This window comes from Vibrio sp. 10N.222.55.A1 (genome assembly GCF_041473835.1).
Lineage (GTDB): Bacteria > Pseudomonadota > Gammaproteobacteria > Enterobacterales > Vibrionaceae > Vibrio > Vibrio crassostreae_C.
In genome coordinates this window covers 1-25,572 of record NZ_JBFRSX010000083.1, presented here as the reverse complement: position 1 = coordinate 25,572, position 25,572 = coordinate 1, and the positions used below count along the sequence as shown (strand labels likewise).

Below are 25,572 nucleotides of genomic sequence, written 5' to 3'. Positions count from 1 at the left end.
CGCATTTGGATTATTGTAGTACAAATATACTTGCCATTTATTTATAGTGACCTCAACAAAAAAACATAAATAAAAGGTCTAACGATGGAACTCAATACCCTGATAGTTGGCATCTACTTCCTATTCTTAATTGCGATAGGGTGGATGTTTCGAACGTTTACAAGTACGACAAGTGATTACTTCCGTGGGGGAGGTAATATGCTGTGGTGGATGGTAGGTGCAACCGCATTTATGACCCAGTTCAGTGCTTGGACATTTACTGGTGCAGCAGGTAAAGCCTTTACCGATGGCTTTGCCGTAGCGATTATCTTCATCGCGAACGCATTCGGTTACCTAATGAACTACCTTTACTTCGCTCCGAAGTTCCGTCAACTGCGTGTTGTGACGGTAATTGAAGCGATTCGTATGCGTTTTGGTAAGGTGAATGAGCAAGTATTTACTTGGTCTGGTATGCCAAACAGCGTTATCTCTGCAGGTATTTGGTTGAATGGTCTAGCAATCATCGCATCGGGTATCTTCGGCTTTGATATGACAACGACGATTGTCCTAACGGGTCTGGTTGTACTGGTGATGTCAGTGACGGGCGGCTCTTGGGCGGTAATCGCATCTGACTTTATGCAGATGGTTATCATCATGGCAGTAACGGTGACATGTGCAGTCGTTGCTATTTACCACGGTGGCGGTGTTACGCAGATCATTAGCGACTTCCCAACGGATTCGTTCATCACGGGTGACAACCTTAACTACATGAGCATCTTCAGCATCTGGGCTGTGTTCATCTTCTTAAAGCAGTTCAGCATTACCAACAACATGCTTAACTCTTACCGTTACCTTGCTGCAAAAGATTCAAACAACGCACGTAAAGCAGCACTGCTTGCTTGTGTACTAATGACGCTTGGTCCAATCATCTGGTTCATGCCTTCTTGGTTCATGGCTGGTCAAGGTGTTGATTTAGCAGCTGCTTACCCAGAAGCTGGCAGCAAAGCCGCTGACTTCGCTTACCTTTACTTCGTTCAAGAATACATGCCTGCAGGTATGGTTGGCCTTCTGATTGCCGCTATGTTCGCAGCAACAATGTCTTCAATGGACTCAGGTCTAAACCGTAACTCAGGTATCTTCGTTAAGAACTTCTACGAGCCGATTCTTCGTCCTAAAGCGACAGAGAAAGAGCTAATGGTTGTTTCTAAACTAACGTCTACCTTCTTCGGTATCGCGATCATCTTGGTTGCTCTGTTCATCAACTCTCTTAAAGGTCTGAGCCTTTTCGACACCATGATGTACGTGGGCGCATTGATCGGCTTCCCAATGACAATTCCAGCATTCTGTGGCTTCTTCATCCGTAAAACACCGGATTGGGCAGGTTGGGGCACGCTAGTTGTAGGTGGTGTGGTTTCTTACTTCGTTGGTTTCGTTATCACTGCGGACATGATTCAAAACTGGTTCGGTCTAAATGAACTAACTGGCCGTGAGTGGGCTGACCTGAAAGTGGCTATCGGCCTTATCGGTCACATCATATTTACTGCTGGCTTCTTTGTTCTTTCAACACTGTTCTACAAGCCTCTTGCTGAGCACCGTGAGAAAGACGTAGACAAGTTCTTCAACAACCTAGCGACGCCACTAGTTGCTGAAAGTAATGAACAGAAGAAACTGGATAACAAGCAACGTCGTATGTTGGGTTCACTTATCGCGGTAGCGGGTGTGGGCGTAATGACTATGTTCGTACTGCCAAACCCAATGTGGGGACGCATGGTATTCGTTCTGTGTGGCTTGATTGTGTTCTCTGTTGGTCTGTTACTTGTTAAAGCAGTCGATGACAAAGTCGAGCAACAAGACGAAGTGACTCCAGCCGAAGGCTAATTTAATACGCATCCTAAATAACATCACGGCCACCTGAACGGGTGGTCGTCATTTTTATAATCCAAACTTTAATGTGAGATGTACGATGAACAAAAAACTATTATCGGTAAGCATTATTAGCGCGTTCACACTCGCTTTTGCAACAGGCTGTACAACACAAGAAAAAACAGCACCCGTAGTCAGTGTCGCTGAACAAGCTACGCCTGCTGTTAGCGAAATTGACCGTAGTTACCTATTGAGCAGTGACCGCTTAACAGAGGTAGATGGCGACACTTTAGCCGTTGCTTCGGAAGAGCAAGTGGCTGCGCTTAAAGCACAATTTGAAAACCTAAAAGATGGCGACGAAGTGGTTATCCCTGCCGGTAAATACGCGAACTTAGGTCAAGTGACGATCACGGCGAATGACATCACTATCAAGGCAGAGCAAGCAGGTTCTGCGTGGATCACGGGGTTGATTCAGTTTGAACTGAAAGGCGATGACATCACGCTTGATGGCTTGGTATTTACTGAAGGCGGCCCTAAAGAACGCTTTGGTGCAGTTCGTATGATGGGTAATGGCAATACGCTTCAAAACTCAACATTCTACTACTTCAACCACGATTACACGTACGAGCCAGACGAGCGTCGTTCTGAGTATCCAAAGTACCTTTGGGTATCTCTATGGGGTAAAGACGGCAAAGTCATCAACAACCGTTTCGAAGGTAAGCAAAAACGCGGCACTTTGATTGGTGTACAAAAAGATGACACAGCTGACAACCACCTGATCGCAAATAACATCTTCATGGATCAAAAGCCTAACCAGTTCAACGAATTCGACATCAAAGAAGCGATTCGTTACAACGGCAACAGCTGGGAAGCGATCCGTATTGGTGATTCTAAATCTTCACAGTGGGATTCAAGTTCTAAGTTCGTGAACAACCTAATGATCGATATGGATGGTGAGCGTGAGCTTATCTCGATTAAGTCGGGCGACAACACGATCTCAGGCAACACGATCTTCCAAAGTGCAGCTCTTATTTCACTGCGCCACGGTAAAGGCAACACAGTTGAGAACAACATGATTCTTGGCAATGGAAAGCGCCTAACGGGCGGCATTCGTATCTACGATGAAGATCATGTAATTCGCAATAACTACATTGCCAACACTCGTGGTCGTGATGGTGTGATTGAAGGCAACGCTGACCTACGTGGCGGCATTGTTATTAACACGGGCATCATCGACGTAGCGAATGGTGAGCAGCTAGATCAATCGGTGAAAGGCAAAGAGCTTAATAAGCAGTGGACACCGAAAAACATCACGATCGAGAATAACTCTCTAGTTGATACTGAGTGGGGCATTGTTTACGGCAACCAAAGTCACCGTGTAAGCCTGTTCAACAACGCAGAAGTGGAAGGCATTTATGCGGGTGTTGATGTGGCGTTTAAACACAATGTGGTTGATAACTCGCAGTCACCTGAATTTGTAAGTGTCCGTGCAACGCAAGACTTCCCATTAGTTGGCGCAACCTACACAGACGAAACTTACGTAGGTCAAGTAACGGATTCTGAACTGATCGAAGGCTACTCGGTTGAGCTACCAAAAGTCGTTGTAGAAAATGGCATTAACGCTTACCAAGGTGAAGGCGCAGACGTGTCTAAACTTGCGGTCGTGACGGCTGAAACAGCGGGTCCGGACTACGTGCTTGAGAATACGACTAAGTAAGTTATTGGTTATGGGTTATTGCTTAATGGCTAATGGCTAATGCTTAATGGTTTGAGTTATCAAATCAATTCACGATAACTGTCTTGACCATTAACACCTAAAAAGCCTCAACAGATAATGTCTGTTGAGGCTTTATCGATCTTAGGTCGTGATCATCTCAATCTTACGTCGAGACTACTGTGATTTATACTTATGCAGTAGATCCCAAGGGATATGACATAAGTGGTGATCTTCAGGGAAGTGACTTAAGTGATGCTGGTGGATGTCGTCGCTGGCAACATAATTGGTCAACGGCAACACCTCAACAGCGATACGGTCGGCATCATCTCTTGAAGAAATATAGTGCTTAGCTTCGGTTAAGTGTTCTGCATTAGTGCTGTATACACCTGTGCGGTATTTCTCTCCGACATCGACACCTTGTTTATTCAAGCTGTAAGGGTCGATAATCTCAAACAAGTGTTCCATCAAAATCGTGACTGACGTGATGTTTGGATCAAATTCAATTTGTACGCACTCCGCGTAGCCATTGTAATCGCTTTGTGTGCCGTCGCTTTGTGTCGTTTTGTTCTCTGTTGGCTGGGCGCTTCCATTAGCACGGCCTGCTTCTGTGCTGATAACACCAGGAACGTACTTAATAAATTCTTGTACACCCCACAAGCAGCCGCCAGCTAAATAAATTTGTTCCATACTTCTCTTTGAGCTCTCTGTGTTTGTTGATGTTCGTTAGGTACCCGAATCAATACGATGATACCCGTACGTATAAAAAAGCGTCTATAAAAATGAGCGCGCAAATAAAAACAAGCGTTTAGGCATTGTAAACCTGTGCGACTGAACAAACATAAGTTTAATATGATTTGTGATTATATAAGTCAGTATTGCTTTGTCATCAACTCGAATCTCAACATCAAGTGAGCGTTACTCTAAACATGTTTGATCAAATAAAAGACTTCATCAATCCGAGCAAGAACCCAGATCTTACTCAGGCCCATGAATACCAGCGTCAGCATCTGCCGACATTGTGGCTGTTGGGCAAAACGGGGGCGGGCAAGTCATCGTTTATTCAAGCGGTCACGGGCGACTCTTCTGTAGAAGTGGGCAATGGTTTTGCGCCTTGTACCATGACGGCGATGTCGTATGAGATTCCGCAAGACAAACCCGTGATGAGGTTTCTTGATACCAGAGGACTCAGCGAAGCGAATTACGATGCGAAAGAGGATTTGGAAGAGATTGGTCAGGCAGGTAATGCGTTAGTCGTTGTAATGAAAGCCGACGAACCTGAACAATCCGCTGTGCTTACGGCTCTAAAACAGATTAAGAAACAGAAGAAGATTAAACACTTGTTGCTGCTTCATACGGCGGTGTTGTCTTCCAGTGAACCAGATCGAGCAAGGCAAATTCAGTTCAACAGCAACCAAGTAGAGAAGGCTTGGGGTAAAGAGTTTGAATCGGTAGCGGTCGATTTCGAAACGGATGACAACGCTATGTCTAACAGCGAAGCGGTTTACAACTATGACATCTTGTTAGAAAAGCTGAGCAGTATTCTTCCGGTGATAGGAATGATGGTGCAAGACAAAGAACATTCCACGCAAGAAGAAGCCAACTTTGATCAAGTAGAAAACGAAGTGCTTTGGTTTGCAGGAAGTGCCGCAGCGAGTGACCTGATTCCGGGTGTTGGTTTGGTGTCGGTACCTGCGATTCAAGCCAAAATGCTTCACAGCTTGGCCAATCAATATGGGGTCGAATGGAATAAGAGAGTCTTTAGTGAGTTGATAGGCACTCTGGGAAGCAGCTTTGCTTTGCAATACGGAATGAAGCTGGGCACTCGACAGTTGATAAAGCTGATTCCAGTTTATGGTCAAACGGTAGGTGCGGTGGCTGCAGCGGCAATGAGTTTCGGCACCTCTTATGGTTTAGGTCGCGCGGCTTGTTTTTACTTCTATCATAAGAACAAAGGTGAAGAAGTGTCTGAACAAGAGATGCAGAAGATCTACAAAGAATCTCTGAAAAAAGGAAAGGCGGCGTCGGGTTATGAAGAAAATTAGAAACCTATTTCGATTACTGGCGGTGCTATCGAGCGGACGCTGGGGCATTGCCCTGATTTCGGCGATCTTCCCAAGCATTATCATGATGGGTTTTGGTGTCTTCTTGGCGATCAAATACGGTTATCTACTCGAAATGTCGATTGCCATTGCCGTGAGTACCTTGGTGTTCACCATTCCTTTATTCATTTCTAGCCGTTCTTCAAGCCGCTCTTCAAATAAAGAGTCTTTCTCGAATAAAGAGAGTGGCGGCCTTGGCGAGGATACTGCTGAAGCTGAATCACAGCATAAAAAAGCTGATATGGTTAAGGCTTCGGCTGATTGGTCTCAAAAAGAACTGTCGATCTGGAATGATTCAAAACACCATGTACGCCAACAATTAATGGGCGACATAGAGTGGGGTAACCTAGACCAAACCGGTTTAGAGGTACTTGAATTTGTTGCGAAAAAGTTTGATAAGAAATCACTCGATTTTTCGATTCCTGAAGGGCTAAAGCTGTTCGAAGAGGTCAGCCGACGCTACAAATTGGTAGTGCGAGAGCATATCCTCGGCATTGAGTATCTCAAGGTTTCTTACATCAAAGCGGGCTACGAAGCCTACGATAAATACGGTGAGCTAGGACAGAAGATCTTCAAAGCGGCTATTTGGGGTAACCACCTTAAAAACTTGTATTTGAATCCACTCAAGGTGATTTCTGATTTAGGACGAGAACAAGCGACAGCAACGATGACAAGGGGTGTGGTTGATGACATGCAATACGCCGCCAAACAAGCCTTGTTAGATGAAGTTGCGGCGGTGGCGATTGACCTCTACAGCGGACGTTTCAGCATTGAAGATGAGGCACTTAAAGTGTCTGATGTTTCTGAACTCGACGAACAACGCTTTGCTCCAGAGCTAGAGCCTGTGCGAATCGTGCTGGTGGGACAAACCAGTTCGGGTAAATCTTCACTTATCAATGCACTCAAGCAAGAGTTGGTTGCAGAAGTGGATGTGCTGCCATCAACCGACACTTCAACGGTGTATAACGCGTTTGTCGACGACAATGATGTTCGCGTTGTTGATCTTCAGGGGCTTGATGGCAATCCTAAAACCGAAGCCTTAATGCTGAAAGAGATGACCCAAGCGGATGTGGTGCTATGGGTGCTTAAAGCCAATCAGTCTGCACGTGATTTGGATAAGCAATTGAAAGATAAATTTGATGCTTTCTATGACGATCCTAAGAACATCTCACGCAAGAAACCGATTGTGGTGTCGGTTGTGAATCAGGTAGACAGATTAAAGCCTGTAGACGATTGGCAGCCACCGTATGACTTAGAGAATCCAACATCGACCAAAGCGAAGATCATTGCTCAAGCGCTCGAATACAATCATATATTGCTGCAAACCGATATCGTGTTACCGCTGGCGATTGCGCCAGAAAAGGTACAGTTTGGTTTAGATACTTTAAGGCAGACGTTGATAGAGCGTATCGCTGACGCAAATAACGTTCAGAGAAACCGCCAACGTTTAGAAGCCATGAAAAGAGGCTCGTCGGTTAAAGGCCAACTGAATAAAGCAGTCAAAGTGGGTAAGAAGGTGGCACCCAGCGTATTGAAAGCGGCGACACCAAAACTGGCTGAAATGGCCATCAAGCAAGCCGTGAAGAAGAAGTAAGTCATTCACTGCGAATACGGTTCTGGTGAGGTTTGAGCCTCATCAGAATTTATCTTTTCTAGATCGGCGAGTTTTGGATCTTGGCTTTATTAGATGATGGCTTTTTTAGAAAACAGCTATCTTCTCCCCTTATTAGAGAGGTGTTGATTTCAAAAGAGATTTGATATTATTAAGGTTCTCGCTGAACTAGTTTAATAGTATGTAAACGGCTGTGATTCACAGTTTATATAACATGCTATCGTATTTAATTACCATTCTAAATATTGATCACATTTATACTTTTCTAAGCTGTATTTATAAAACAATTACACTATATTTAAATTTCGGATCATCTTGATTTCAACGTAGGGATATATTGTGAACATGTATCTGAAATGGCAATCAACAACATGGCTAACCTTGTTAGCTTGGTATACCTTAGATCACCAGCTCTCGTTCCGCCTTTCTTCAGAGTAGTACCCTCTAGGCGTCACGCGCCAGCAAAGCAGCGTGCTTTGTTTACCTATTAGCAGCTTTGATAACCTTTGAACGCATGAATGTCGCACTTATTATTTCGTGCAGAATATTCGTTGTTTTGTCGTTCTCGCTAATTATCTCAGCCTCTGTTTAGGTTCGATTAATAACTAATTATTTAACTTGTTTATTTTCATTGTTAATTTCCGTCTATCTTTATGCGGAGCTATTAAATTAATGGTGAGGATTCGTGACATCTAAAGAAAATAGATTTCGACCTGATCGGAATGTATTGAAAGGTACTATTATGGAAAATTTCAAACATCTACCAGAACCGTTTCGTATTCGTGTTGTAGAACCAGTAAAAAGAACAACCTCTGCATATCGTGAGCAAGCCATTGTTGAAGCGGGCATGAACCCATTCTTACTGGATAGTGATGATGTGTTTATCGACTTACTGACAGACAGTGGTACAGGTTCTATTACTCAGCGTATGCAAGCCGCGATGTTAATGGGTGATGAAGCTTACAGTGGTAGCCGCAGTTACTACGCATTGTCGAATGCGGTGAAAGATATCTTTGGCTATGAGTTGACGATTCCAACACACCAAGGGCGCGGCGCAGAGCAGATCTACATTCCTGTTCTTATCAAGAAGCGTGAAATGGAAAAGGGACTCGATCGCAGCAAAATGGTCGCCTTGTCGAACTACTTCTTCGATACAACACAAGGTCACACCCAAGTGAATTGCTGTGTGGCGAAGAACGTTTATACCAAAGAAGCGTTCGATACATCAGTGAATGCGGACTTCAAAGGCAACTTCGATGTGGTGAAGCTGGAAGAAGCGATCTTAGAAGCGGGCGCGGCCAATGTTCCTTACATTGTGAGTACCATTACTTGTAACTCTGCTGGTGGACAGCCAGTGTCCATCGCCAATCTAAAAGCCGTTTATGAAATCGCTCAGAAGTACGATATTCCTGTGATCATGGACTCGGCACGCTACGCTGAAAATGCTTACTTCATTCAACAACGTGAATCGGGTTATCAAGATTGGACAATAGAACAGATCACGCGTGAATCCTACAAATACGCGGATGGCTTAGCCATGTCTGCCAAGAAAGATGCCATGGTACAAATGGGCGGCTTGTTGTGCTTTAAAGACGACTCTTTCATGGATGTGTACACAGAGTGTCGAACCTTGTGTGTCGTGCAAGAAGGCTTCCCAACCTATGGTGGTTTAGAAGGTGGCGCGATGGAGCGTTTGGCGGTTGGTCTGTATGACGGTATGCGCCAAGACTGGTTGGAGTACCGTATTGGTCAGGTTCAATACCTTGTTGATGGCTTAGAAGCGATGGGCATCGTGTGCCAGCAAGCAGGCGGTCATGCTGCGTTTGTGGATGCGGGTAAACTGCTTCCTCATATTCCAGCAGGTCAGTTCCCAGCACATGCTTTGGCGTGCGAACTCTATAAAGTCGCGGGTATCAGAGCGGTTTAGATTGGGTCTTTGCTGCAAGGACGCGACCCAGCAACAGGTGAACAACACCCATGTCCTGCTGAGTTGTTGCGCCTTACCATTCCTCGCGCGACCTACACACAAACACACATGGACTTCATTATCGAAGCATTCGAAAAAGTGAAAGAGAATGCAGGACAAGTGAAAGGGCTCGATTTTACCTACGAGCCGCCGGTGTTAAGACACTTCACTGCGCGCTTGAAAGAGGTAGAGACCAGCGAGAAACAAACAGAAAAAAAGAACGAACAAACGCTCGAAGAAGCATTTTAAAATAAAAACATAAGCGAATAGTCACTAGAACCCTAATCAAAGGCTCCCTCGGGAGCCTTTTCTTTTTTTGGATGGTAGGGGAGTTAGGCAGTTAAGCCTTTAAGTAGTTAACCCGTTAAAAGCTGAACTACGCTTGTTTGTTTTTCAGGGTAGACTTCAACATTTGGAATAACCACTGATTCAAAGGTGCGTCTTTTTGCGAGCGGCGGCAGCTCATCACATAGCTCACATCTATGGTTCATGTTCGATTGTTAAAGTTACTCCAACAAAAACACAGATACCAAACGAACAAAGAATTAGAAATACAACGAGGTGATGTATGAACAAGTTAATCGCACTTGGATTGATGGCTTTATCTATGAACACGGCTTTCGCGGCTGACGGTACTTATGCGAGTACTCTCGATATGACGAGAAGCGAAGGTAATCAAGTAAAGGCTGAGCGTGTTGAATCTGAGCCAGTGCTTGAAGGAAGAAATGACGCCGCTAATGGCGGAATAAAATTCCACAAGAGCGTCGATCAAGACCAAACGATCCAGCTTACAGGTCGTCGTGATTAACGTTAAAACGTGCTTACCATTGTCATGAGAAATGCTGCGCCCTTGGGTGCAGCATTTTTGTGTTGGGATTTGGGTTATTTTATAAAATCCAGCGTTCTAGCCTTGGCATGTTGTGTAACGTGTGGCATTTTGTTCTCCTCTAACTTAAGAACGCGACTCGGTGTTGGTTAAGCATGACAAACGAGCAAGCGAACGATTCGAAAAGGGATAGGAATGACTCGAAAAGAAACGGGAATGATTCGTCACATTTTACTGATTAAGTTTAAAGAAAACGCTGAGGCTTCAGAGGTTCAAAAACTAAAGATGTTGTTCGAAGCGATGCCAAACAAAGTTGAAGGGGTCACTTCAGTCGAGTGGGGGCTAAATGACAGCCCTGAAAACAAGAATCAAGGTTATACCCACTCAGTGTTAATGACATTCGCCGATGAACAAGGCCGTCAGAATTACCTTCCGCACCCAGAGCATGATGCGCTGAAAGATGTGTTTCGTCCGTTGCTAGACGACATTATCGTGTTTGATTACTCCCTGTAATTAGGTTCTGAGTAGGCCTCTTGTGTTTTACTTAGCTTCAATAATGAAGGGTTAGGGCCTAGCAATTAAGCCCTAACTCAATAAGAAACGTCTTACTCTGTTGGCGAAATAGTGACTGGTGCAAACGATGCGACAGCATTCCCGCCTGCGCCCCAGCGGTAGCGAGGCCAGAAGATAACTGTCTGATTGGGGTAGTACGTCTGTTTGTCGTAGTCCAGATAAGGCATCTCAACGAGGTCTATCTGTGGTTCTAAACGACCTTTATGTCATCTACTGTTTACGCTCATTTTTATTCCGTTAACCTGCCAATAGGCAGTAAAGTTAACGCAAAGCGTGAATAAGAATGGCATTACTTTTAAATAATGCCGTTGTGCCACGGTTAAGCTCTAGTCAATTTGATAGCCACTTCTGATTCCAGTTCACTTAATGGTCGAGGTTTACTGAAGTAATAACCTTGCAGCAGATCTATCCCCAGTCCGTTTAGGCGTTGGTTATGATCAGCAGTTTCCACCCCTTCAGCTACAACACGATAGCCCAAGCTTTTACCCATCATGATCATAGTGTTGACGAAGTCTAAGTTGGTCTGCCCTTGAGTTATGTCAGAGATAAATGAACGGTCGATCTTTACTTCACTTAGTGGAAGTTGCTTTAGTAGAGATAGAGAAGAGAATCCCGTGCCAAAATCGTCAAGAGAGATAGAAATTCCTACATCGTGTAGTTCTTTAAGTGAGTTTATGCATAACTCGTAATCGACAATTGCTGCTGACTCGGTTATCTCAATACAGAATAACGTCAAAGGAAGCTGGTATTGGCGAATAGTTCGAATGATTTCTTGAGCGAAGTGAGGCTGTATCAGCTGTTTTGCACTGATATTAATGGAAATATGGCTCATGGTTTGTAGCCATTCAGATCCTTCAACATCCTTACAAACTCGATGAATGATACATTCACCAAGCTTGCTGATTAGGCCAGCTGATTCAGCAACCTCGATAAACTGGTCAGGAGGGACATCCCCCAATGTTGGAGATTCCCATCTTGCTAGTGCTTCAACAGCAGTAATCTTTTCATCTTGCCCACAATATTGAGGTTGGTAGTGCACCTTTATTTCTTGTTGAGCGATGGCACGACTGAGTTGGTGCTCTATTTCGATTATGTTTTCCGTCTCTTTTGCCATTGACCTTTGAAAGTTGAGATAGCTTTGTCCTCCCAGCTTTTTAGCTTGATACATGGCAATGTCGGCCTGCTTAATTAATTCTTCGGCACTTACTCCATCATAAGGATACATAGCGATGCCTAGGCTTCCTTGGCTGATAATCTCAATATCATCAACGATCAATGGGTTTTGAACGGCATTTAAAATCTGCGTGGCGAGTGCGTTGATGTCTGCTTCGGAACTGACATTACACAAAAACAAGAATTCGTCACCTCCCAAACGTGCGACAAGGTGTTCACTTGATAGCACGTTCTGAATATGTTTGGTCACGTGGCAAAGAAGTGCATCACCGACGTGATGACCAAAAGAGTCGTTGATAATCTTAAAACGGTTAAGATCCATCAACATGACCGCGCGTTTTTGGTTAGGTCGATTCACAATGTGTTGCGCGATGCTTTCCATTATTTTCCGGCGATTAGCGATGCCAGTAAGCGCATCATAATACGCCATGTGTTGAATCTTTTCCGCATCTTCTCGCTCTTGAGTTACATCCGTCATTGAGCCAATGAAGCGCACAGCCTGCCCTTCTGCATTATGAACCGCTGAGCCATTGGCATGAACCCAGATATATCCGCGATGTTGCGTCTTCATCCTGAATTCACATTTGAACGGTACTTCTTCGTTTAAGTGGTTATGAATGGCGGACTCGAGAAGTTCTAAGTCTTCTGAGTGTATATATTGGAACAGATGGTCACATCCTAACTTACGATCAGAAAAGGTATCTTGACAGCCAATCATTTTGGTTAACCGACTGTTCCAGACAAGAGTATTGGTTAGTAAGTCCCAATCCCAGATACCATCGTTTGAGCTGTTAGATACTACTTTGAGCTGTTGCAACAACTGTTGGGAGTTCTTCTGACGATTGTTACTTGTATTGATAAGCTCGTCGCGCTCGATGAACAGTGCGAGCATATCTAAATAATTGTTGAATACCGATTGTGTACCGATATCTTGGTGATCTTGCAATGAATCAACAACAGCGACGAGCTTCCAGTGATCTTCTTGCCCTGAGTTGATAGGAAGAATGGAAGCAACGAAATGATCATAGCGTTCGAAAAATGGGAAATTGCGAATATCGTCTTGAATATCTGTTTGTTGCGGTAGGGTAGTTGGCTGAGTCATGCCTTTTTCTACCCATTTCCTAATAGTGTATTGCTCCGAATTACACTCAGCGAGACAGGCCCAGTCAAGATTGTTTCCGTAAAGGCTTTGAGCATCTCTAATTGAGTCAAAACCTCCTTGTGCTTGTGAATAGAAATTTTCGAATATCTCAGCGGGAGAACGCCCTTGCACATTTAAGAGGATTTGGCGAGTTGAGTTGATATCTTCTTTATGTTCGAGATCTGGGTTTGTGTTACCGCAAGACTGATGAACGATGAGCTTTTGCGGGACACTATTATTGGCATTATTAAAAGGCTTCCCAGAAATACGTTCCAACACGCGGTGAAATACTTGCGTCGCTAGAAGCTCAAGCTGTTGGTCTACTGTTGTTAACTTGGGATTGAATTGTTGACCGACGAAAATATTATCAATGCCTACGATGGCGACATCGTCAGGTACCGAGATATTGCTGTGAGACAGTTGCTCCATCATACCTACAGCATTGTGGTCAGTTGCGCAGATAACCGCAGTGCATTTGGATTTACGCTGTATAAATTCTATTGCGGCTTCTCGTCCCCCAGATAGAGAACAATTCGACACGCGGAAGAAATGGCGTTGGTTGAATGAGCCTTTATGATCAATCACCGTGCGTTGATACGCTTTGAAGCGAGACCTGATATCATTAACAGTGAGATCGCCACAAAAGCCGATTTCTTCGTGTCCTTGACTTTGTAACCATTCATAGAGCTTAGTGACACCATCGCTTTGCACACTATAATACTGCTCAACGGGCAGCGGCGCATAGCTTGCTCCAATAGAAATGACTGGAATGTTTGCGTTTATAGCTTCTTCGATCAACTTTACTGTCGCTGCATGGAGAACGACCACAAGGGCATCGAGATGATTAAAATATATAGGAAGTTTAAAATCTCTTCGCTCACCCGAGCGGATGAAGATCAGATTGACTTTATGGTTTTTCGCAAGCCTTCTAAGGGTTGCATTTAGCTCGCCCATGTAGAAGCCACTGAGCATAGGCAGCACAATGCCAACGGTAGGACGTTTTTTAGATGTAACAATAGTCATGTTATTAGCCGGTCGAAAGTTGTGTTGAGTAGAACTGTTTTCGGGGGAGAATAGGTATCTTTTTATTATTTCTTCCATGCTCTACTAAGCGAGCTTGAAAATAAACTTACGGCAAAAGGAAATGCAAAACCACGCACAATCCGAGTAATTCTAACTCATATATTTGAGAGGTTACTCAGAAGCGGTCCTCAATTTATGGACATGACTTAAGCGACTGATCTGTTCTGACAGTACCTAGAATAACCGGAACGGATTATGAATAGAAACGCAGAAACCACTCTCCTGAATTTAATTGCAACAATAAATGGCATACAAACGTAGAGGTAGCGCACAGAATCGAAAAAGGGGATATCGTGATCACATAATCATTGATCTAGCCGAGAGTGAGATAGTGGCGAGAGTTCGATAATTCGTTGTCGGATCTAAATTAGAACTGTAAATCTAATTTCTAAGTAGTTGTTATCTCAGGAAGAGTTTTTGTGCTATGCGCCCCTATATTAAATACATTATCCCTATTTTAATTCCTTTCATTATCCTCGTCATGCCGCTATCAGCGTTTCCATTTGAAGGCCTTACGATTATTCAACAACGCGTTATTGCGATCTTTTTGTTAGCGGCATTGTGCTGGGTGTTCGAGCCCATCCCGATCTACGCGACGTCTGTTGTTATTATCGTTCTGCAATTATTGATGTTGTCGGATAAAGGGCTGATCTTTTTAAGGTTTGAGCATGGGGAGGAACATTTTGGTGAGCTGTTAAAATACAGCGATATCATGGCGACATTCGCTAGCCCAATCATCATGCTGTTTTTGGGTGGTTTCTTCTTAGCAATGGCCGCCACTAAATATCGATTAGACGTAAACTTAGCTCGCGTGTTGTTGAAGCCATTTGGACAAGACCCAAAGTTTGTGATGCTCGGCTTAATGTTGATCACTGGTATCTTTTCGATGTTTATGTCTAACACGGCAACAACGGCAATGATGCTCTCTATTTTAACGCCGGTACTGGCTGTGTTTGGTCCGAAAGACCCCGGTCGTGTAGCGTTTGCGCTTTGTATCCCGGTTGCCGCTAACATCGGTGGCATTGGTACTCCGATCGGTACCCCTCCGAACGCTATCGCACTTAAATATTTAGTTGGCGATAACCTCATTACGTTCGGTGAATGGATGGCATTTGGTGTGCCGTTTGTTGTGATTATGATGGCGTTAGCGTGGTTTTTAATAGGCTTTATGTACAAAGCTGACCAAAAGAAAATCGAGCTAAGCATCAAAGGTAAATTCCTTAAAACGCCTAAAGCCATTGCGGTGTACGTCACTTTTGCGCTGACCATCATTCTTTGGTTAATGGGTTCAAGCCATGGCATGAACTCTTACACCGTCGCTCTGATTCCTGTCGCTGTGTTCTCACTCACAGGGATCATCAATAAAGAAGACCTGAAGAAAATTTCTTGGGACGTATTGTGGCTTGTATCAGGTGGTATTGCGCTTGGTTTAGCGCTCGATAAAACTGGCTTAGCAAAGCTCGTGGTACACAGTATTCCGTTTGATAGCTACTCACCCTATGTGGTGTTGTTCGGAGCGGCGTTCTTGTGTTTGGTAATGGCAAACTTTATGTCTCATACCGCAACGGCTAACTTGTTAATGCCAATTATGGCGGCATTAGGTTCGTCTATGGCTTCACTCACGCCACTAGGCGGTGAGCTAACGTTAATTTTGGTTGTGACTTTTGCCGCTTCATTAGGTATGTCGCTGCCAATCAGTACGCCACCGAATGCGTTGGCTCATGCCACTGGTCATGTGCAAAGTAATCAAATGGCCAGAATCGGTATTATTTTGGGTGTGGTTGGTGTGCTACTGAGTTTTGTTATGGTGTGGGTGCTACATTCAATTGGTCACATAGGATAACGATACGTGTATCAACAAAAGCTAGAAGCACTGATCGAGCGCTATTTTAACCAAACAGAACGTCGGGTGACGTGCTGTGCCGGTAACACCATTATTGAACAATCAGCGTTAAACACTCGTTTATATTATGTGTTTAGTGGAGAACTGGAAGGGTTTTATACCGATGCGAATACACCGCAAGTGCGAGTATTTAGCGCGGGTAGTGGGGCTTTTATAGGCGTTCATAGCTTCTTTTCAGGTAATTGGACAGCATCTTCAACGGTTGTTGCTAAAACCGATGTTGAGTTAGCGTGGATCGATAAAGACACGCCTGCAGAAGATGAACGTAAATTTGGTCCTCTTACCGCACAGTTCACACCTGTAATTGTCAATGAGTTGTCGCGTCGTCAACGCCGCGCAACACAAGAAGCGATAGCGAAACAAAAAGCGCTAGAGAAGTTACATACTGCTGAGCAAATGACGACCTTGGGTCAATTGGCTGCAGGGATTGCTCATGAGCTTAACAACGCTATTGGTGTCGTAAATAGTAAATCTGGTCGACTTGAAACGGTCATCATGGATCTGCTTGAAGAAGTGCATCCAGAAGCCAGTCAATTTTTCGATTTTGGGTTAATGCATGGTCAGAAAACGTCGTCGTCAGAAGCACGAACACGTGGGCGACAATTTGAAAGAAAATATGGTTTAGACAAAAACATTGCTCGCTCTCTTGCAAAGGCGATTCCAATTGATGCTTTATCTGCAACAGACGTTATTTCAAAGCATTGGCTGAAAAAACCAGAAGAAGCGATTCGTTTTTGGCAGATGGGCTGTGATTTACATGATTTGCGTTTGGCATCTAGACACACCGTCGGCATCGTAAAATCGGTTAAACAACTTGGCAGAGTTGATATCGACACCGAAGAAGCGGTTGATATTAACGACTCCATTAACCATGCCTTATCGTTGCTACAAAGTGAGTTACGTAGAGTGTCTGTGCGATTGAGCCCTGCGGATTTACCGTCTTTTAAAGGCTCGAAAACAGAGCTCGTTCAGATTTGGGTCAACATTGTAAAGAATGCTTGTGATGCAATGTCGAATTCAGACGATGCCGCAATAGAGATTCAAACCAGATTAAGTAAGAAAAGGATATTAGTTACGATCGCGAATAACGGCCCTGAGATAGACGAGGCGACTCGTAGAAAGGTATTTCAGCCCAACTTCACCACTAAAAAAGGTGGTTTATCGTTTGGATTGGGCTTGGGTTTATCAGTAGTTAAGCGGATTGTGGCGGGTTATGGCGGAAGTATCATTGTGAAAAGTGATGCTTCTAAAACTGTATTTAGAATCAAGTTACCAGTAGAGGGTGAACATGGAGAAGCTTAATTTAATCTGTGTCGATGACCAGAGAGAAGTACTGAGCGCAGTGGTACAAGATTTAGAGCCGCTGGCGAGTTGGCTGAATATTGAAGATTGTGAATCAGCACAAGAAGTGCTTGATCTCATTGATGAACTTGACGCAGAAGGCGAACACATTACCGTCATCGTGTCTGATCATGTGATGCCAGGGAAAACGGGTGTGGAGTTACTCACTGACGTGTTCCATGACAGCCGCTTTCCGAATACAAAGAAAATTCTTCTTACAGGGCAGGCCACTCATACCGATACCATCAATGCGATTAATGCAGCAGGCATCGACCGTTACTTTGAAAAGCCTTGGCAAGCAAGCACATTAGTTGAGTGCATTCGCACTCTTGTCACTGAGTACATATTTGATCAAGGGCTTGATTACACGGACTATCAGAATGAGCTCGACCAGCAGGTTGTGTTGAGACGCTTACGTTAGTCTCTTATGTTAGCGACTTACATTATTCACTAGTGTAAGTCGCTTGAAATTCTATGCACCGAAGGACGCTTTCTGAAGGGTTTTTCTTTGAAAGATGTAATCTTTCGCTGCTTATTTTACCTACCTCTTTTAGTCGTTCAGGTTTTGGTACTCAGTTATTAACACACTGGTTGCTGGCTTTAGTCTAAAACTCATACGCTACGCCAACGCCAACGCCAACGCCAACGGATGCATTGTGTTTTCTTCAGGAACGATTCCCTGAACATACAGCAGAGCTAAAATGTGTCGCAGAGTTCCCGTGTCGTTTGTTAGAAAAGTAAGTCGAAATTATTCAAAAGTGATTCCTAACGCGTGGGACGTGGAGTTCTAAGCCAAATCGGTACTTACAACGTAAAGGACTAGGCTTTTGACGGCTTACTGCGTAATAATGCATTCGCCCACAAGTGGGGGTTTATAGTCAGTAGGATTTTAAAATGAGTGAGATTGCTCGCTTTATATCTGGTGAAGCGCCGGACAAATTTGGTCGAAATATAGAACAGTTATTGGCTTACAATCATTTTTGGTTGGAGCATGACCATAAGTACATTCAAGTGTTCTTCCCAATAGATGAGGGGACTAAGTTTAATCAACATGCCCCGTTGGTTACTCAAGAAGATAAGGTGCTTTTTGCTAATTCAGAAGCGCTCCGCACAGCTCATCTACAAGTGCTTGACCTGATGCTTGAGTTTTGGGGTATGCAGCGAAACGGGAGTGAAATATCTTCATCGTTACCACTTAGCCCGGCTAATCACGTATGGTTAAAGAATCATGACCATAACCAGCTAAGGTTAACGCGAGCCATTCGCAGTTTATACTTGTTGGGTAATGAAGAGGTTGCGGCTCGGTTATGTGACTTTTTAGTATCAGCGGCGACCGAGACAGGGTTGGTGTCGGATAAAACCGTTCAGTATTGGCGCAATGCCTTGGAAGGTTAGGGTTTTTCTGTGCAGAGCTTCCGGCACTGCTCATAATTGATTCTCAATGCGCGGTATTTTGTACGATGCCGCTTTCTCTATATTCAACATTTGAATGCAATTTGTGGAATATATCAAAGTTAATTAAACTGATGGTAAGTTATTACTTTTCATTATGTTAGGGTTCTTTTCTTAAGGTCAGCGGATTAGGAAGAGGCTAATGAAAAAGGGATTTGTGATAGCGATATCAATCGGCTTTGTTGTCTTCTTCCTTGTTGGTCGTGAGCTTCAGTGGTTCGGGTCCAGTAATTCCGAGTCGTTTCCTAAACTTCCGGATAGTCCCCAATTTGTTCCTTCTATCGATTTCGACGGTGAGTGGCTAGGCCGCCGTATTAACACCACTGGCAATAATATGTGTGAACGCACAACCATCACCGGAACTATTCGTGAGGGTAAGGCTACTCTAAGGCTTACCTACAATGGAACACCGTTAGAGGGTTGGGTGACGGAAAACGGCGACTTACGTTTATATGCTAAACATCGCCAATGGGATTATCGTTTTTCCGCACGTGGCAGTGGCAGTAGATTTGACGGCCGATGGCACTTAACCAATGGGCCGTGCCAAGGAAGTTGGTTTCTAGAAAAGGTCGATGGCAAGTAGGGTTGTTACTACAAGACGCCGTTTAAAATTAACCAGCACAAGGTTCTTTTAGGAGAGATAAGTGATCAGATTAATCGCCGTGTTCATTGTGGCTTTCGGGCTAGGTGCATATGCGAGCTTACATGTTTTGACAGACTATGTTGTGAGCATTGAAGACAGTCATAAAGCTGCGGTGCGGCAAGGTTTTGAAACCTATAAATATGCAAATACAAAAGACCTTGCCCCATTAATTAAAACATCGAACTTGTTAGCTCGTTATAGTGCTTGTGAATTAGAGGGAGATGAAGGCGATGCGATTGCATTAGCCCTGTCTATTAACGCTATTTCCTTTGGGATGTTATCGAAGCAAGCGTCTGACCTCGATCAAGACACCTTTAGGACTGGTTTGATGATGTACGGAAAACTCAAAGACAACGAAAAAGCGTCTGGTCAGTTAACTGAAATACTTACTGCGTACTGTAAAGATAGTCTTCGCTATCTATACGACTGTGAAAAACTTTCTAATTTGTTAGGCGAAGAATGGAATACACAATGGAAGGAAGTGAAACCAGTATGTACCTAAAAATGATTCAACATATACGGCATTTTGCTATGCCGTATTCAGATGTGATTTGAAAACAAAGGACACAATATGGAAGTAAGGTTGGTCAAAGGTTCAGAGCCTAAGTTCGCTGAATCGATCACCAAAACGAATATGGCGAGTTACTATCAAGCTCGTGGAATCGCTTGGGGTCATAGCCAGTTTTTACGCAGCTGGGATGAGCTGGATAACTATGAAATTTATGTGGGGGATCGCCGTATTGGTGTTGTTCGCTTCAGTTACGCTAGTGGTACAACGTTTCTTAGGGACTTGCAGATATTAGCTGACTGTCAAGGTCAAGGTTTTGGCTCTAAGTGTCTCGATTTGGCTATTGAACATGCGAACAATCAAGCATCGGCTCAGTTAGTGTTGCGCGTGTTCAGTGAGAACCCCGCCATTAAGCTTTATCAATCAAAAGGTTTTACTCAGTTGTCTGAAGTGAAAGGGCTCGTTGAAATGGAGCTGCCTTTAGGGTCATCATTGAGAGAGTGTCATGGATAACCGTATCCAACTAAATTTTGTTAAATACTTATTTTCAGAGTTGCTGTTTATTGTTATTGCACTAGGTCTTGTCTATTGGATATCAGACGGTGATCGTTCATCGCTGCTAACCATAGGGCTGATAATTTGTGTTCCTCCATTAATAAAAATTCTAATGTTGTGGTGGAAGCTTCGCGATAGCTCGTTTGAAATCACGAACGGTCATGTACGTTTAAATGGCGTTGCTTGTGATGTGACTTTACAGCGTAGCTTTCTTCCGTTTGAAATTGGCTCATTCATCAAGCTTTCATACACGAAAGGTGCAATGCAGAAACACAATATTTACCTTTCTAAAGGCGCAATGAGCAAAGAAGAATGGAGCCGTATGTTAGCGTGTCGAACTAGGTCGCCATAAAGAAGCGACATCGCTGTTACTTGAGCTTTTAGTTTCCACGACGAATAGCGATGCGATTAAAGAGTACCAACGAGCGATCTCTTTATATGCTCAAGACCTAGATAAAACCTGGTAAGCAGCGCGTAAAGCTCATTAACTCACATAACAAAAAGCCTAAGCATCAATATGATACTTAGGCTTAAAGGCATAGTTTTTGTTCTTTAGGAAAGCGTTACGCTGAAAGCTCTTTACGAACGATCTCTGCGCCAGCACTTAGCGCATTAAGCTTCGCTGAGGCTATCTCGCGAGGTAGGGGAGCCATGCCGCAGTTGGTGCAAGGGTAGAGCTTGTCGGCATCAACGTACTTAAGTGTTTCACGTAGAGTGCTAGCCACTTCTTCCGGTGTTTCAATCGAATCGGTTGCAACATCAATCGCACCGACCATTACTTTCTTGCCTCGTACGAGCTCAAGCAGCTCAAGAGGTACATGAGAGTTGTGACACTCTAAAGAGATAATGTCGATATTCGATTGCTGCAGCTTAGGGAAGACTTCTTCGTATTGGCGCCACTCGGTGCCTAATGTCTTTTTCCAATCCGTATTCGCTTTAATGCCGTAGCCATAACAAATATGGACTGCTGTTTCGCACTTAAGCCCTTCAATGGCTCTTTCCAAACAAGCGATGCCCCAATTGTTCACTTCATCAAAAAACACGTTAAACGCAGGTTCATCGAACTGAATAATATCCACGCCTGCCGCTTCAAGTTCTTTGGCTTCTTCGTTGAGGATCTTTGCAAATTCCCACGCCAGTTTTTCACGGCTTTGGTAATGCGCATCGTAAAGTGTATCAATCATGGTCATAGGCCCCGGCAGAGCCCATTTGATCGGTTGGTCGGTTTGCTGACGTAAGAACTTCGCATCTTCAACAAACACAGATTTCTGACGAGAAACTGGGCCTACAACCGTCGGTACACTCGCATCGTAACGGTCGCGGATTTTAACGGTTTCACGCTTTTCAAAATCAACGCCATTCAGGTGTTCAATGAAGGTCGTTACAAAGTGTTGACGTGTTTGTTCGCCGTCACTCACAATATCAATGCCTGCTTGCTGTTGCTCGTGCAGAGAGACACGCAGCGCATCTTGTTTGCCGTCTGTGAGTTCATCGCCTTGAAGTTTCCATGGCGACCAAAGCGTCTCTGGTTGTGCAAGCCAAGACGGTTTCGGCAAGCTGCCCGCTGTTGAAGTCGGTAATAGTGTTTTCATAATAATATTGCCTATCCTTGGGTGGTTTGAGAGCGCAATAGACGATTAAAGTGCGTAATTTGCCGACCAGTTCTCTAGAACTGATTGGTATGGCTTAATGAACTTCTCTTCTGCGAATTTACCTTGTTCAACAGCTAGCTGGCTTCGTTCTTCACGGTCGTACACGATTTGAGTCAGCGAGTGATCCAAGTTTTTCAAGTTTGGTTGGTAACAGTTACCCGCAACCGCGTTCGCGTTGTAAATCTCAGGTCGGTAGATTTTCTGGAACGTACCCATGGTACTGATGGTGCTGATAAGCTCTAGGTTAGAGTAATCGTTCAGCAGATCACCAAAGAAATAGAAGGCCAAAGGTGCAACACTGTTAGGCGGCATGAAATAACGAACCTGTAAGCCCATCTTTTTGAAATATTGTTCAGTTAAAGAAGACTCATTCGGTTGGTATTCAAAACCTAATACTGGGTGTTGGTTTTCAGTGCGGTAATAGGTTTTATTATCTGACACGCTTAAGCAAATAACAGGTCGTTTATTAAAGTTCTTTTTGTAAGCGTCAGAGTTAACGAAATATTTAAAAAGCTTACCGTGTAAGTCACCAAAATCTTCTGGAATGCTGAATTTATCTTGGCCTTTATTATGATCCAATAGACGTACGCTAAAGTCATAATCTCGAACATAAGAAGAGAAGTTATTTCCGATAATGCCTTCAATACGCTCGTTAGTTTTACGGTCTACAATATTGGTTTTCAGCACTTCAATTGAAGGGAATGCTTCGCCGTTGCTTTCAATATCCATATCAACAGAAATGATTTCAAGCTCAACAGAGTAGCGGTCGCCCTTAGGGTTATCCCAGTGCGCTAACGCGTTGAAACTGTTATCGATCATTTGTAGTGCATTGCGTAAGTTCGCTTGACGGCTGTCACCGCGAGCCAGGTTAGCAAAGTTGGTAGTGATACGCGTGCTGTCTGCAGGCTGGTAGTTTTCGTCGAGGCTAATGCTCTTAATCGTAAAATTAAATTCTTTATTCATGCTGATTTGGTATCCCAATTTTTTTTCTGATTCTCTCGGTCTTTAGTATTAAAACGGCTTTTATTTTTTGCTTGTGACCGGATTAAGAATCGAAGGCTATGCTGTCTGAAATTAATGCTTAGTAGAATTAATGTCGTATAAAGTTAATCGCTTAAGGTTTTTATACGTTGATAGGTTGACCATTAACAATGGTATTACTTCACATTCAACATGAGGAATATTCATGATCTATTCTGTTTGAATATTTTAGTCGGTGTCAGTTATATTAATTAGCTTGATGGAAATATAACCGCATTAATAGTGCGTTATTTAAGACGATTAATTTAATTAAGAGATGGATGAAATGAGTGAATTGCTGTTGTTGATTTTCTACTGTGCGTTACTGGGCAGTGGTGTTGGGTTTCTAGCCGGTTTGTTAGGTATTGGCGGAGGGCTGATCATTGTTCCTGTGTTAAGCAGCATTTTACTGTATTTAGAAGTTCTACCTTCCGACCAAGTTGTTGTCGCTGCGATTGCTACCTCGTTGGCATCGATACTGTTCACTTCCACATCTTCTGCACTCGCTCACCACAAGAATGGCAACGTGCCTTGGGATCTGGCGCCTTGGATCATGCTTGGTGTTGCTCTGGGTGCATTGGTTAGTGGTTTTATGGCGGCGTTGTTACCGGAAAAAGTCGTTCGTATTGTGTTTGCTGTGAGTGTGGTTCTGATTGCGATCAAGATGTTCTTAAGCAGCAAAAATGATGCGCCTAAGGAACGAAAACTGCCGAACAAAGGCGTGCTCACTGTGCTGACAACCATTACGGGTGGCTTATCTGCCATGATAGGTATTGGTGGCGGAGCATTGCTGGTTCCGCTATTAACGTTCTTCTCTGTCGGTATGAAAAAGGCCATCGGTTGTGCCTCGGCTTGTGGCATTGTGATCGCGTTGTTTGGCTCGATAGGTTACATCAGTTCAGGCAGCAGCCACTTTGCTCTATCAGATGGCTTTGCTGGCTTTGTTTATCTGCCTGCGCTGTTGGGTATTGTGTGCACGTCTTGGTTTACGGCTCCGTTAGGCGCAAAAGCCACCAACCATTTACCGGTTCCAACGATTAAGAAAATCTTCTCAGTACTGCTGGTGGTTATCGCAGCAAGCATGGTTGCTCGTTAATAAAAGATCGTTCAAGTGTGAATATACAGAACAAAAACGAATAAATTGATCAACCACCAATAATTAGAAAAGGGCAGTTTCATAACTGCTCTTTTTTTGTTTATCGGTCTATGCTTATACAACTATGTACATGAGTATATTGATAAAACCGTTTAGTTGTGAACAGTTCACCGCTATAGCTAAATGTATTTTGTTTGATTCAACGGAATGCTATCAATGAGTGATTTATGGATCCTTTAACGCAGGGCGTGTTAGGCGTTTCTTTGTCACAATCTGCCAGCAAAAAACAACATTTGGTTGTTGCTGGGGTATTAGGGCTGCTCTCCGGGTTAGCACCAGATTTGGATGCACTGATTAAGTCTCAAAGTGACCCTTTGTTGGCTTTGGAATTTCATCGACAATTTACCCATTCACTCTTCTTTATTCCCATTGGCAGTTTGATCTGCGCTTTGGTTCTGCATCACCTGATTGCAAAAAAACGTGGGCTTTCTTTCAAACAAAGTTGGCTGTTTTGTGCTCTGGGCTATGGTACTCATGCACTGTTAGACGCTTGTACCACCTATGGCACGCAGTTACTTTGGCCTTTCACCAACGCGCGTTTTTCTTGGAATACCATATCAATCATCGATCCTGTTTATACGCTTCCCATTCTAGTGTTGCTTGTGTTTGCGACGTTAAAACGAGCGCCTTGGCTAGCGCGTGTTGCGTTTACTTGGGCGCTAATTTATCCAACATTAGGGATGATTCAGCGAGACAGGGCAGAGGCGATTGGGTGGCAATTAGCGCAAGAAAGGCAACACACACCGATTCGATTAGAGGCAAAACCAAGCTTTGCGAATATCTTGGTTTGGAAAGTGGTGTACGAAACAGAGGCTCATTACCATGTAGACGCAGTGCGGGTTGGCACATCGGTAAGCACGTATCCCGGAGAGTCGATTGCGAAGCTGAATGTTAGCAGGGATTTACCTTGGCTTGACCCGGACTCTCAACAAGCCAAAGACATAGAACGTTTCCGCTGGTTTTCAAATGGTTATATCGCTCAGGACCCAACAGACGAGCTGCGTATTATCGATGTCCGATATTCAATTGTACCAAATCAAATGAAAGCACTATGGAGCATCAAGCTATCAAAAGCAGTTGATGCAAACGCGCATGTAAAATACGAAACTCATAGAGACAACACGCCAGAGTCGAGACAGATCTTCTTCGGTATGCTCACTGGCGATAAATGAGCTAGTTTTAAACTGATCTGCACCGTCAATACTGGATGCTACGTTAAGCGACTTTCCATACGTTTAGTTATCTCTGAATTGTTAATTTAGGGGAAGCTATAGCTCATTTATGCCCCATTCCGTATATGGAATCCACGT

The 25,572-nt window shown here is 43.9% G+C and carries 20 protein-coding genes and 3 pseudogenes; 17 read left to right on the top strand and 6 right to left on the bottom strand.

The features are described 5' to 3' along the window. The first annotated feature begins 84 nt into the window (after positions 1 to 84). Together AB4493_RS20405 and AB4493_RS20400 are read left to right on the top strand one after the other, a co-directional pair. Positions 85 to 1,857 (top strand): sodium:solute symporter family transporter, encoded by a 1,773-nt coding sequence (locus tag AB4493_RS20405; RefSeq protein WP_017067389.1) that lies wholly within the window; start codon positions 85 to 87, stop codon positions 1,855 to 1,857. Positions 1,858 to 1,942: 85 nt separating this feature from the next. After that, entirely contained in the window at positions 1,943 to 3,559 is a 1,617-nt protein-coding gene (locus AB4493_RS20400) for a polysaccharide lyase 6 family protein (protein ID WP_372146844.1), read from the top strand. 174 nt (positions 3,560 to 3,733) lie between these two features. Here the strand turns inward: AB4493_RS20400 and AB4493_RS20395 are convergent, their stop codons facing one another. Next, the gene (locus AB4493_RS20395) at positions 3,734 to 4,246 is read right to left on the bottom strand and encodes a peptide-methionine (S)-S-oxide reductase (RefSeq protein ID WP_017063632.1); all 513 of its coding nucleotides are present in this window, start codon (positions 4,244 to 4,246) and stop codon (positions 3,734 to 3,736) included. 239 nt (positions 4,247 to 4,485) lie between these two features. On the opposite strand from AB4493_RS20395, the gene AB4493_RS20390 reads away from it, so the two are divergent. The 3 genes and pseudogenes from AB4493_RS20390 (at position 4,486) to tnaA (ending at position 9,485) form a co-directional block, all read left to right on the top strand. Further along, on the top strand, positions 4,486 to 5,601 hold the full coding sequence (locus tag AB4493_RS20390; protein WP_372155708.1) for a YcjF family protein: 1,116 nt from the start codon (positions 4,486 to 4,488) through the stop codon (positions 5,599 to 5,601). Further along, positions 5,588 to 7,252 carry a GTPase family protein gene (locus AB4493_RS20385; RefSeq protein ID WP_372155707.1) on the top strand — a complete coding sequence of 555 codons (1,665 nt, stop codon included), beginning with the start codon at positions 5,588 to 5,590 and terminating at the stop codon, positions 7,250 to 7,252. Before AB4493_RS20390 ends, AB4493_RS20385 begins: the two co-directional genes overlap by 14 nt. A 760-nt stretch (positions 7,253 to 8,012) precedes the next feature. After that, positions 8,013 to 9,485 (top strand): annotated as a pseudogene (tnaA, locus tag AB4493_RS20380) (tryptophanase). A 127-nt stretch (positions 9,486 to 9,612) separates the two neighbouring features. On the opposite strand, the pseudogene AB4493_RS20375 reads toward tnaA, so the two are convergent. Next, a pseudogene (locus AB4493_RS20375) lies at positions 9,613 to 9,723 on the bottom strand (LysR family transcriptional regulator); the annotation flags it as partial. An 81-nt stretch (positions 9,724 to 9,804) separates the two neighbouring features. Here AB4493_RS20375 and AB4493_RS20370 point away from each other — a divergent pair. Together AB4493_RS20370 and AB4493_RS20365 are read left to right on the top strand one after the other, a co-directional pair. After that, the gene (locus tag AB4493_RS20370; RefSeq protein WP_017101685.1) at positions 9,805 to 10,044 is read left to right on the top strand and encodes a hypothetical protein; all 240 of its coding nucleotides are present in this window, start codon (positions 9,805 to 9,807) and stop codon (positions 10,042 to 10,044) included. Positions 10,045 to 10,257: 213 nt separating this feature from the next. Beyond that, complete coding sequence (locus AB4493_RS20365; RefSeq protein ID WP_372112135.1) at positions 10,258 to 10,575, top strand: Dabb family protein; 318 nt, start codon at positions 10,258 to 10,260, stop codon at positions 10,573 to 10,575. A 146-nt stretch (positions 10,576 to 10,721) separates the two neighbouring features. Here AB4493_RS20365 and AB4493_RS20360 read toward each other — a convergent pair. Next, positions 10,722 to 10,832 (bottom strand): annotated as a pseudogene (locus AB4493_RS20360) (DUF3103 family protein); the annotation flags it as partial. 122 nt (positions 10,833 to 10,954) lie between these two features. Continuing rightward, positions 10,955 to 13,972 (bottom strand): EAL domain-containing protein, encoded by a 3,018-nt coding sequence (locus tag AB4493_RS20355; protein ID WP_017069971.1) that lies wholly within the window; start codon positions 13,970 to 13,972, stop codon positions 10,955 to 10,957. A gap of 484 nt (positions 13,973 to 14,456) precedes the next feature. Between AB4493_RS20355 and AB4493_RS20350 the strand changes: the two genes are divergently transcribed. From AB4493_RS20350 to AB4493_RS20315, 8 genes are all read left to right on the top strand, one after another. Further along, positions 14,457 to 15,875 carry a DASS family sodium-coupled anion symporter gene (locus AB4493_RS20350; RefSeq protein WP_102332139.1) on the top strand — a complete coding sequence of 473 codons (1,419 nt, stop codon included), beginning with the start codon at positions 14,457 to 14,459 and terminating at the stop codon, positions 15,873 to 15,875. Positions 15,876 to 15,881: 6 nt separating this feature from the next. Further along, positions 15,882 to 17,237: an ATP-binding protein gene (locus AB4493_RS20345; protein WP_372104791.1), complete on the top strand. Its 1,356-nt coding sequence runs from the start codon at positions 15,882 to 15,884 to the stop codon at positions 17,235 to 17,237. After that, complete coding sequence (locus AB4493_RS20340; protein WP_010438444.1) at positions 17,224 to 17,697, top strand: response regulator; 474 nt, start codon at positions 17,224 to 17,226, stop codon at positions 17,695 to 17,697. Before AB4493_RS20345 ends, AB4493_RS20340 begins: the two co-directional genes overlap by 14 nt. Positions 17,698 to 18,170: 473 nt before the next feature. Then, positions 18,171 to 18,671, top strand: a complete 501-nt coding sequence (locus AB4493_RS20335) for an opioid growth factor receptor-related protein (protein WP_017062405.1) — start codon at positions 18,171 to 18,173, stop codon at positions 18,669 to 18,671. A gap of 199 nt (positions 18,672 to 18,870) precedes the next feature. Continuing rightward, a complete protein-coding gene (locus AB4493_RS20330) occupies positions 18,871 to 19,311 on the top strand; it encodes a hypothetical protein (protein WP_017062406.1) in 441 nt (146 codons plus the stop codon). Positions 19,312 to 19,372: 61 nt separating this feature from the next. Beyond that, positions 19,373 to 19,873, top strand: coding sequence for a hypothetical protein (locus tag AB4493_RS20325; RefSeq protein WP_372155706.1), 501 nt, complete (start codon positions 19,373 to 19,375; stop codon positions 19,871 to 19,873). Between the two features lie 69 nt (positions 19,874 to 19,942). Continuing rightward, a complete protein-coding gene (locus tag AB4493_RS20320; protein WP_136973884.1) occupies positions 19,943 to 20,392 on the top strand; it encodes an N-acetyltransferase in 450 nt (149 codons plus the stop codon). Continuing rightward, positions 20,385 to 20,786, top strand: a complete 402-nt coding sequence (locus tag AB4493_RS20315) for a hypothetical protein (protein ID WP_017062409.1) — start codon at positions 20,385 to 20,387, stop codon at positions 20,784 to 20,786. The genes AB4493_RS20320 and AB4493_RS20315 overlap by 8 nt, the downstream gene beginning before the upstream one ends. A gap of 211 nt (positions 20,787 to 20,997) precedes the next feature. Here AB4493_RS20315 and AB4493_RS20310 read toward each other — a convergent pair whose 3' ends face one another. After that, positions 20,998 to 22,026: a methionine synthase gene (locus AB4493_RS20310; RefSeq protein WP_017062410.1), complete on the bottom strand. Its 1,029-nt coding sequence runs from the start codon at positions 22,024 to 22,026 to the stop codon at positions 20,998 to 21,000. A gap of 45 nt (positions 22,027 to 22,071) precedes the next feature. After that, entirely contained in the window at positions 22,072 to 23,049 is a 978-nt protein-coding gene (locus tag AB4493_RS20305) for a DUF1852 domain-containing protein (protein WP_017064213.1), read from the bottom strand. A gap of 343 nt (positions 23,050 to 23,392) precedes the next feature. Here AB4493_RS20305 and AB4493_RS20300 point away from each other — a divergent pair, with 343 nt between their 5' ends. Then, positions 23,393 to 24,202 carry a sulfite exporter TauE/SafE family protein gene (locus tag AB4493_RS20300; RefSeq protein ID WP_017066225.1) on the top strand — a complete coding sequence of 270 codons (810 nt, stop codon included), beginning with the start codon at positions 23,393 to 23,395 and terminating at the stop codon, positions 24,200 to 24,202. A 227-nt stretch (positions 24,203 to 24,429) separates the two neighbouring features. Then, positions 24,430 to 25,434: a metal-dependent hydrolase gene (locus AB4493_RS20295; RefSeq protein ID WP_372052197.1), complete on the top strand. Its 1,005-nt coding sequence runs from the start codon at positions 24,430 to 24,432 to the stop codon at positions 25,432 to 25,434. Positions 25,435 to 25,572 lie beyond the last annotated feature (138 nt).

Bases quoted from the DNA above. Each gene is read 5' to 3' on its own strand.
- AB4493_RS20405 (WP_017067389.1), top strand. From the start codon at position 85: ATGGAACTCAATACCCTGATAGTTGGCATCTACTTCCTATTCTTAATT.
- AB4493_RS20400 (WP_372146844.1), top strand. From the start codon at position 1,943: ATGAACAAAAAACTATTATCGGTAAGCATTATTAGCGCGTTCACACTC.
- AB4493_RS20395 (WP_017063632.1), bottom strand. From the start codon at position 4,246: ATGGAACAAATTTATTTAGCTGGCGGCTGCTTGTGGGGTGTACAAGAA.
- AB4493_RS20390 (WP_372155708.1), top strand. From the start codon at position 4,486: ATGTTTGATCAAATAAAAGACTTCATCAATCCGAGCAAGAACCCAGAT.
- AB4493_RS20385 (WP_372155707.1), top strand. From the start codon at position 5,588: ATGAAGAAAATTAGAAACCTATTTCGATTACTGGCGGTGCTATCGAGC.
- AB4493_RS20370 (WP_017101685.1), top strand. From the start codon at position 9,805: ATGAACAAGTTAATCGCACTTGGATTGATGGCTTTATCTATGAACACG.
- AB4493_RS20365 (WP_372112135.1), top strand. From the start codon at position 10,258: ATGACTCGAAAAGAAACGGGAATGATTCGTCACATTTTACTGATTAAG.
- AB4493_RS20355 (WP_017069971.1), bottom strand. From the start codon at position 13,972: ATGACTATTGTTACATCTAAAAAACGTCCTACCGTTGGCATTGTGCTG.
- AB4493_RS20350 (WP_102332139.1), top strand. From the start codon at position 14,457: ATGCGCCCCTATATTAAATACATTATCCCTATTTTAATTCCTTTCATT.
- AB4493_RS20340 (WP_010438444.1), top strand. From the start codon at position 17,224: ATGGAGAAGCTTAATTTAATCTGTGTCGATGACCAGAGAGAAGTACTG.
- AB4493_RS20335 (WP_017062405.1), top strand. From the start codon at position 18,171: ATGAGTGAGATTGCTCGCTTTATATCTGGTGAAGCGCCGGACAAATTT.
- AB4493_RS20330 (WP_017062406.1), top strand. From the start codon at position 18,871: ATGAAAAAGGGATTTGTGATAGCGATATCAATCGGCTTTGTTGTCTTC.
- AB4493_RS20320 (WP_136973884.1), top strand. From the start codon at position 19,943: ATGGAAGTAAGGTTGGTCAAAGGTTCAGAGCCTAAGTTCGCTGAATCG.
- AB4493_RS20315 (WP_017062409.1), top strand. From the start codon at position 20,385: ATGGATAACCGTATCCAACTAAATTTTGTTAAATACTTATTTTCAGAG.
- AB4493_RS20310 (WP_017062410.1), bottom strand. From the start codon at position 22,026: ATGAAAACACTATTACCGACTTCAACAGCGGGCAGCTTGCCGAAACCG.
- AB4493_RS20305 (WP_017064213.1), bottom strand. From the start codon at position 23,049: ATGAATAAAGAATTTAATTTTACGATTAAGAGCATTAGCCTCGACGAA.
- AB4493_RS20300 (WP_017066225.1), top strand. From the start codon at position 23,393: ATGAGTGAATTGCTGTTGTTGATTTTCTACTGTGCGTTACTGGGCAGT.
- AB4493_RS20295 (WP_372052197.1), top strand. From the start codon at position 24,430: ATGGATCCTTTAACGCAGGGCGTGTTAGGCGTTTCTTTGTCACAATCT.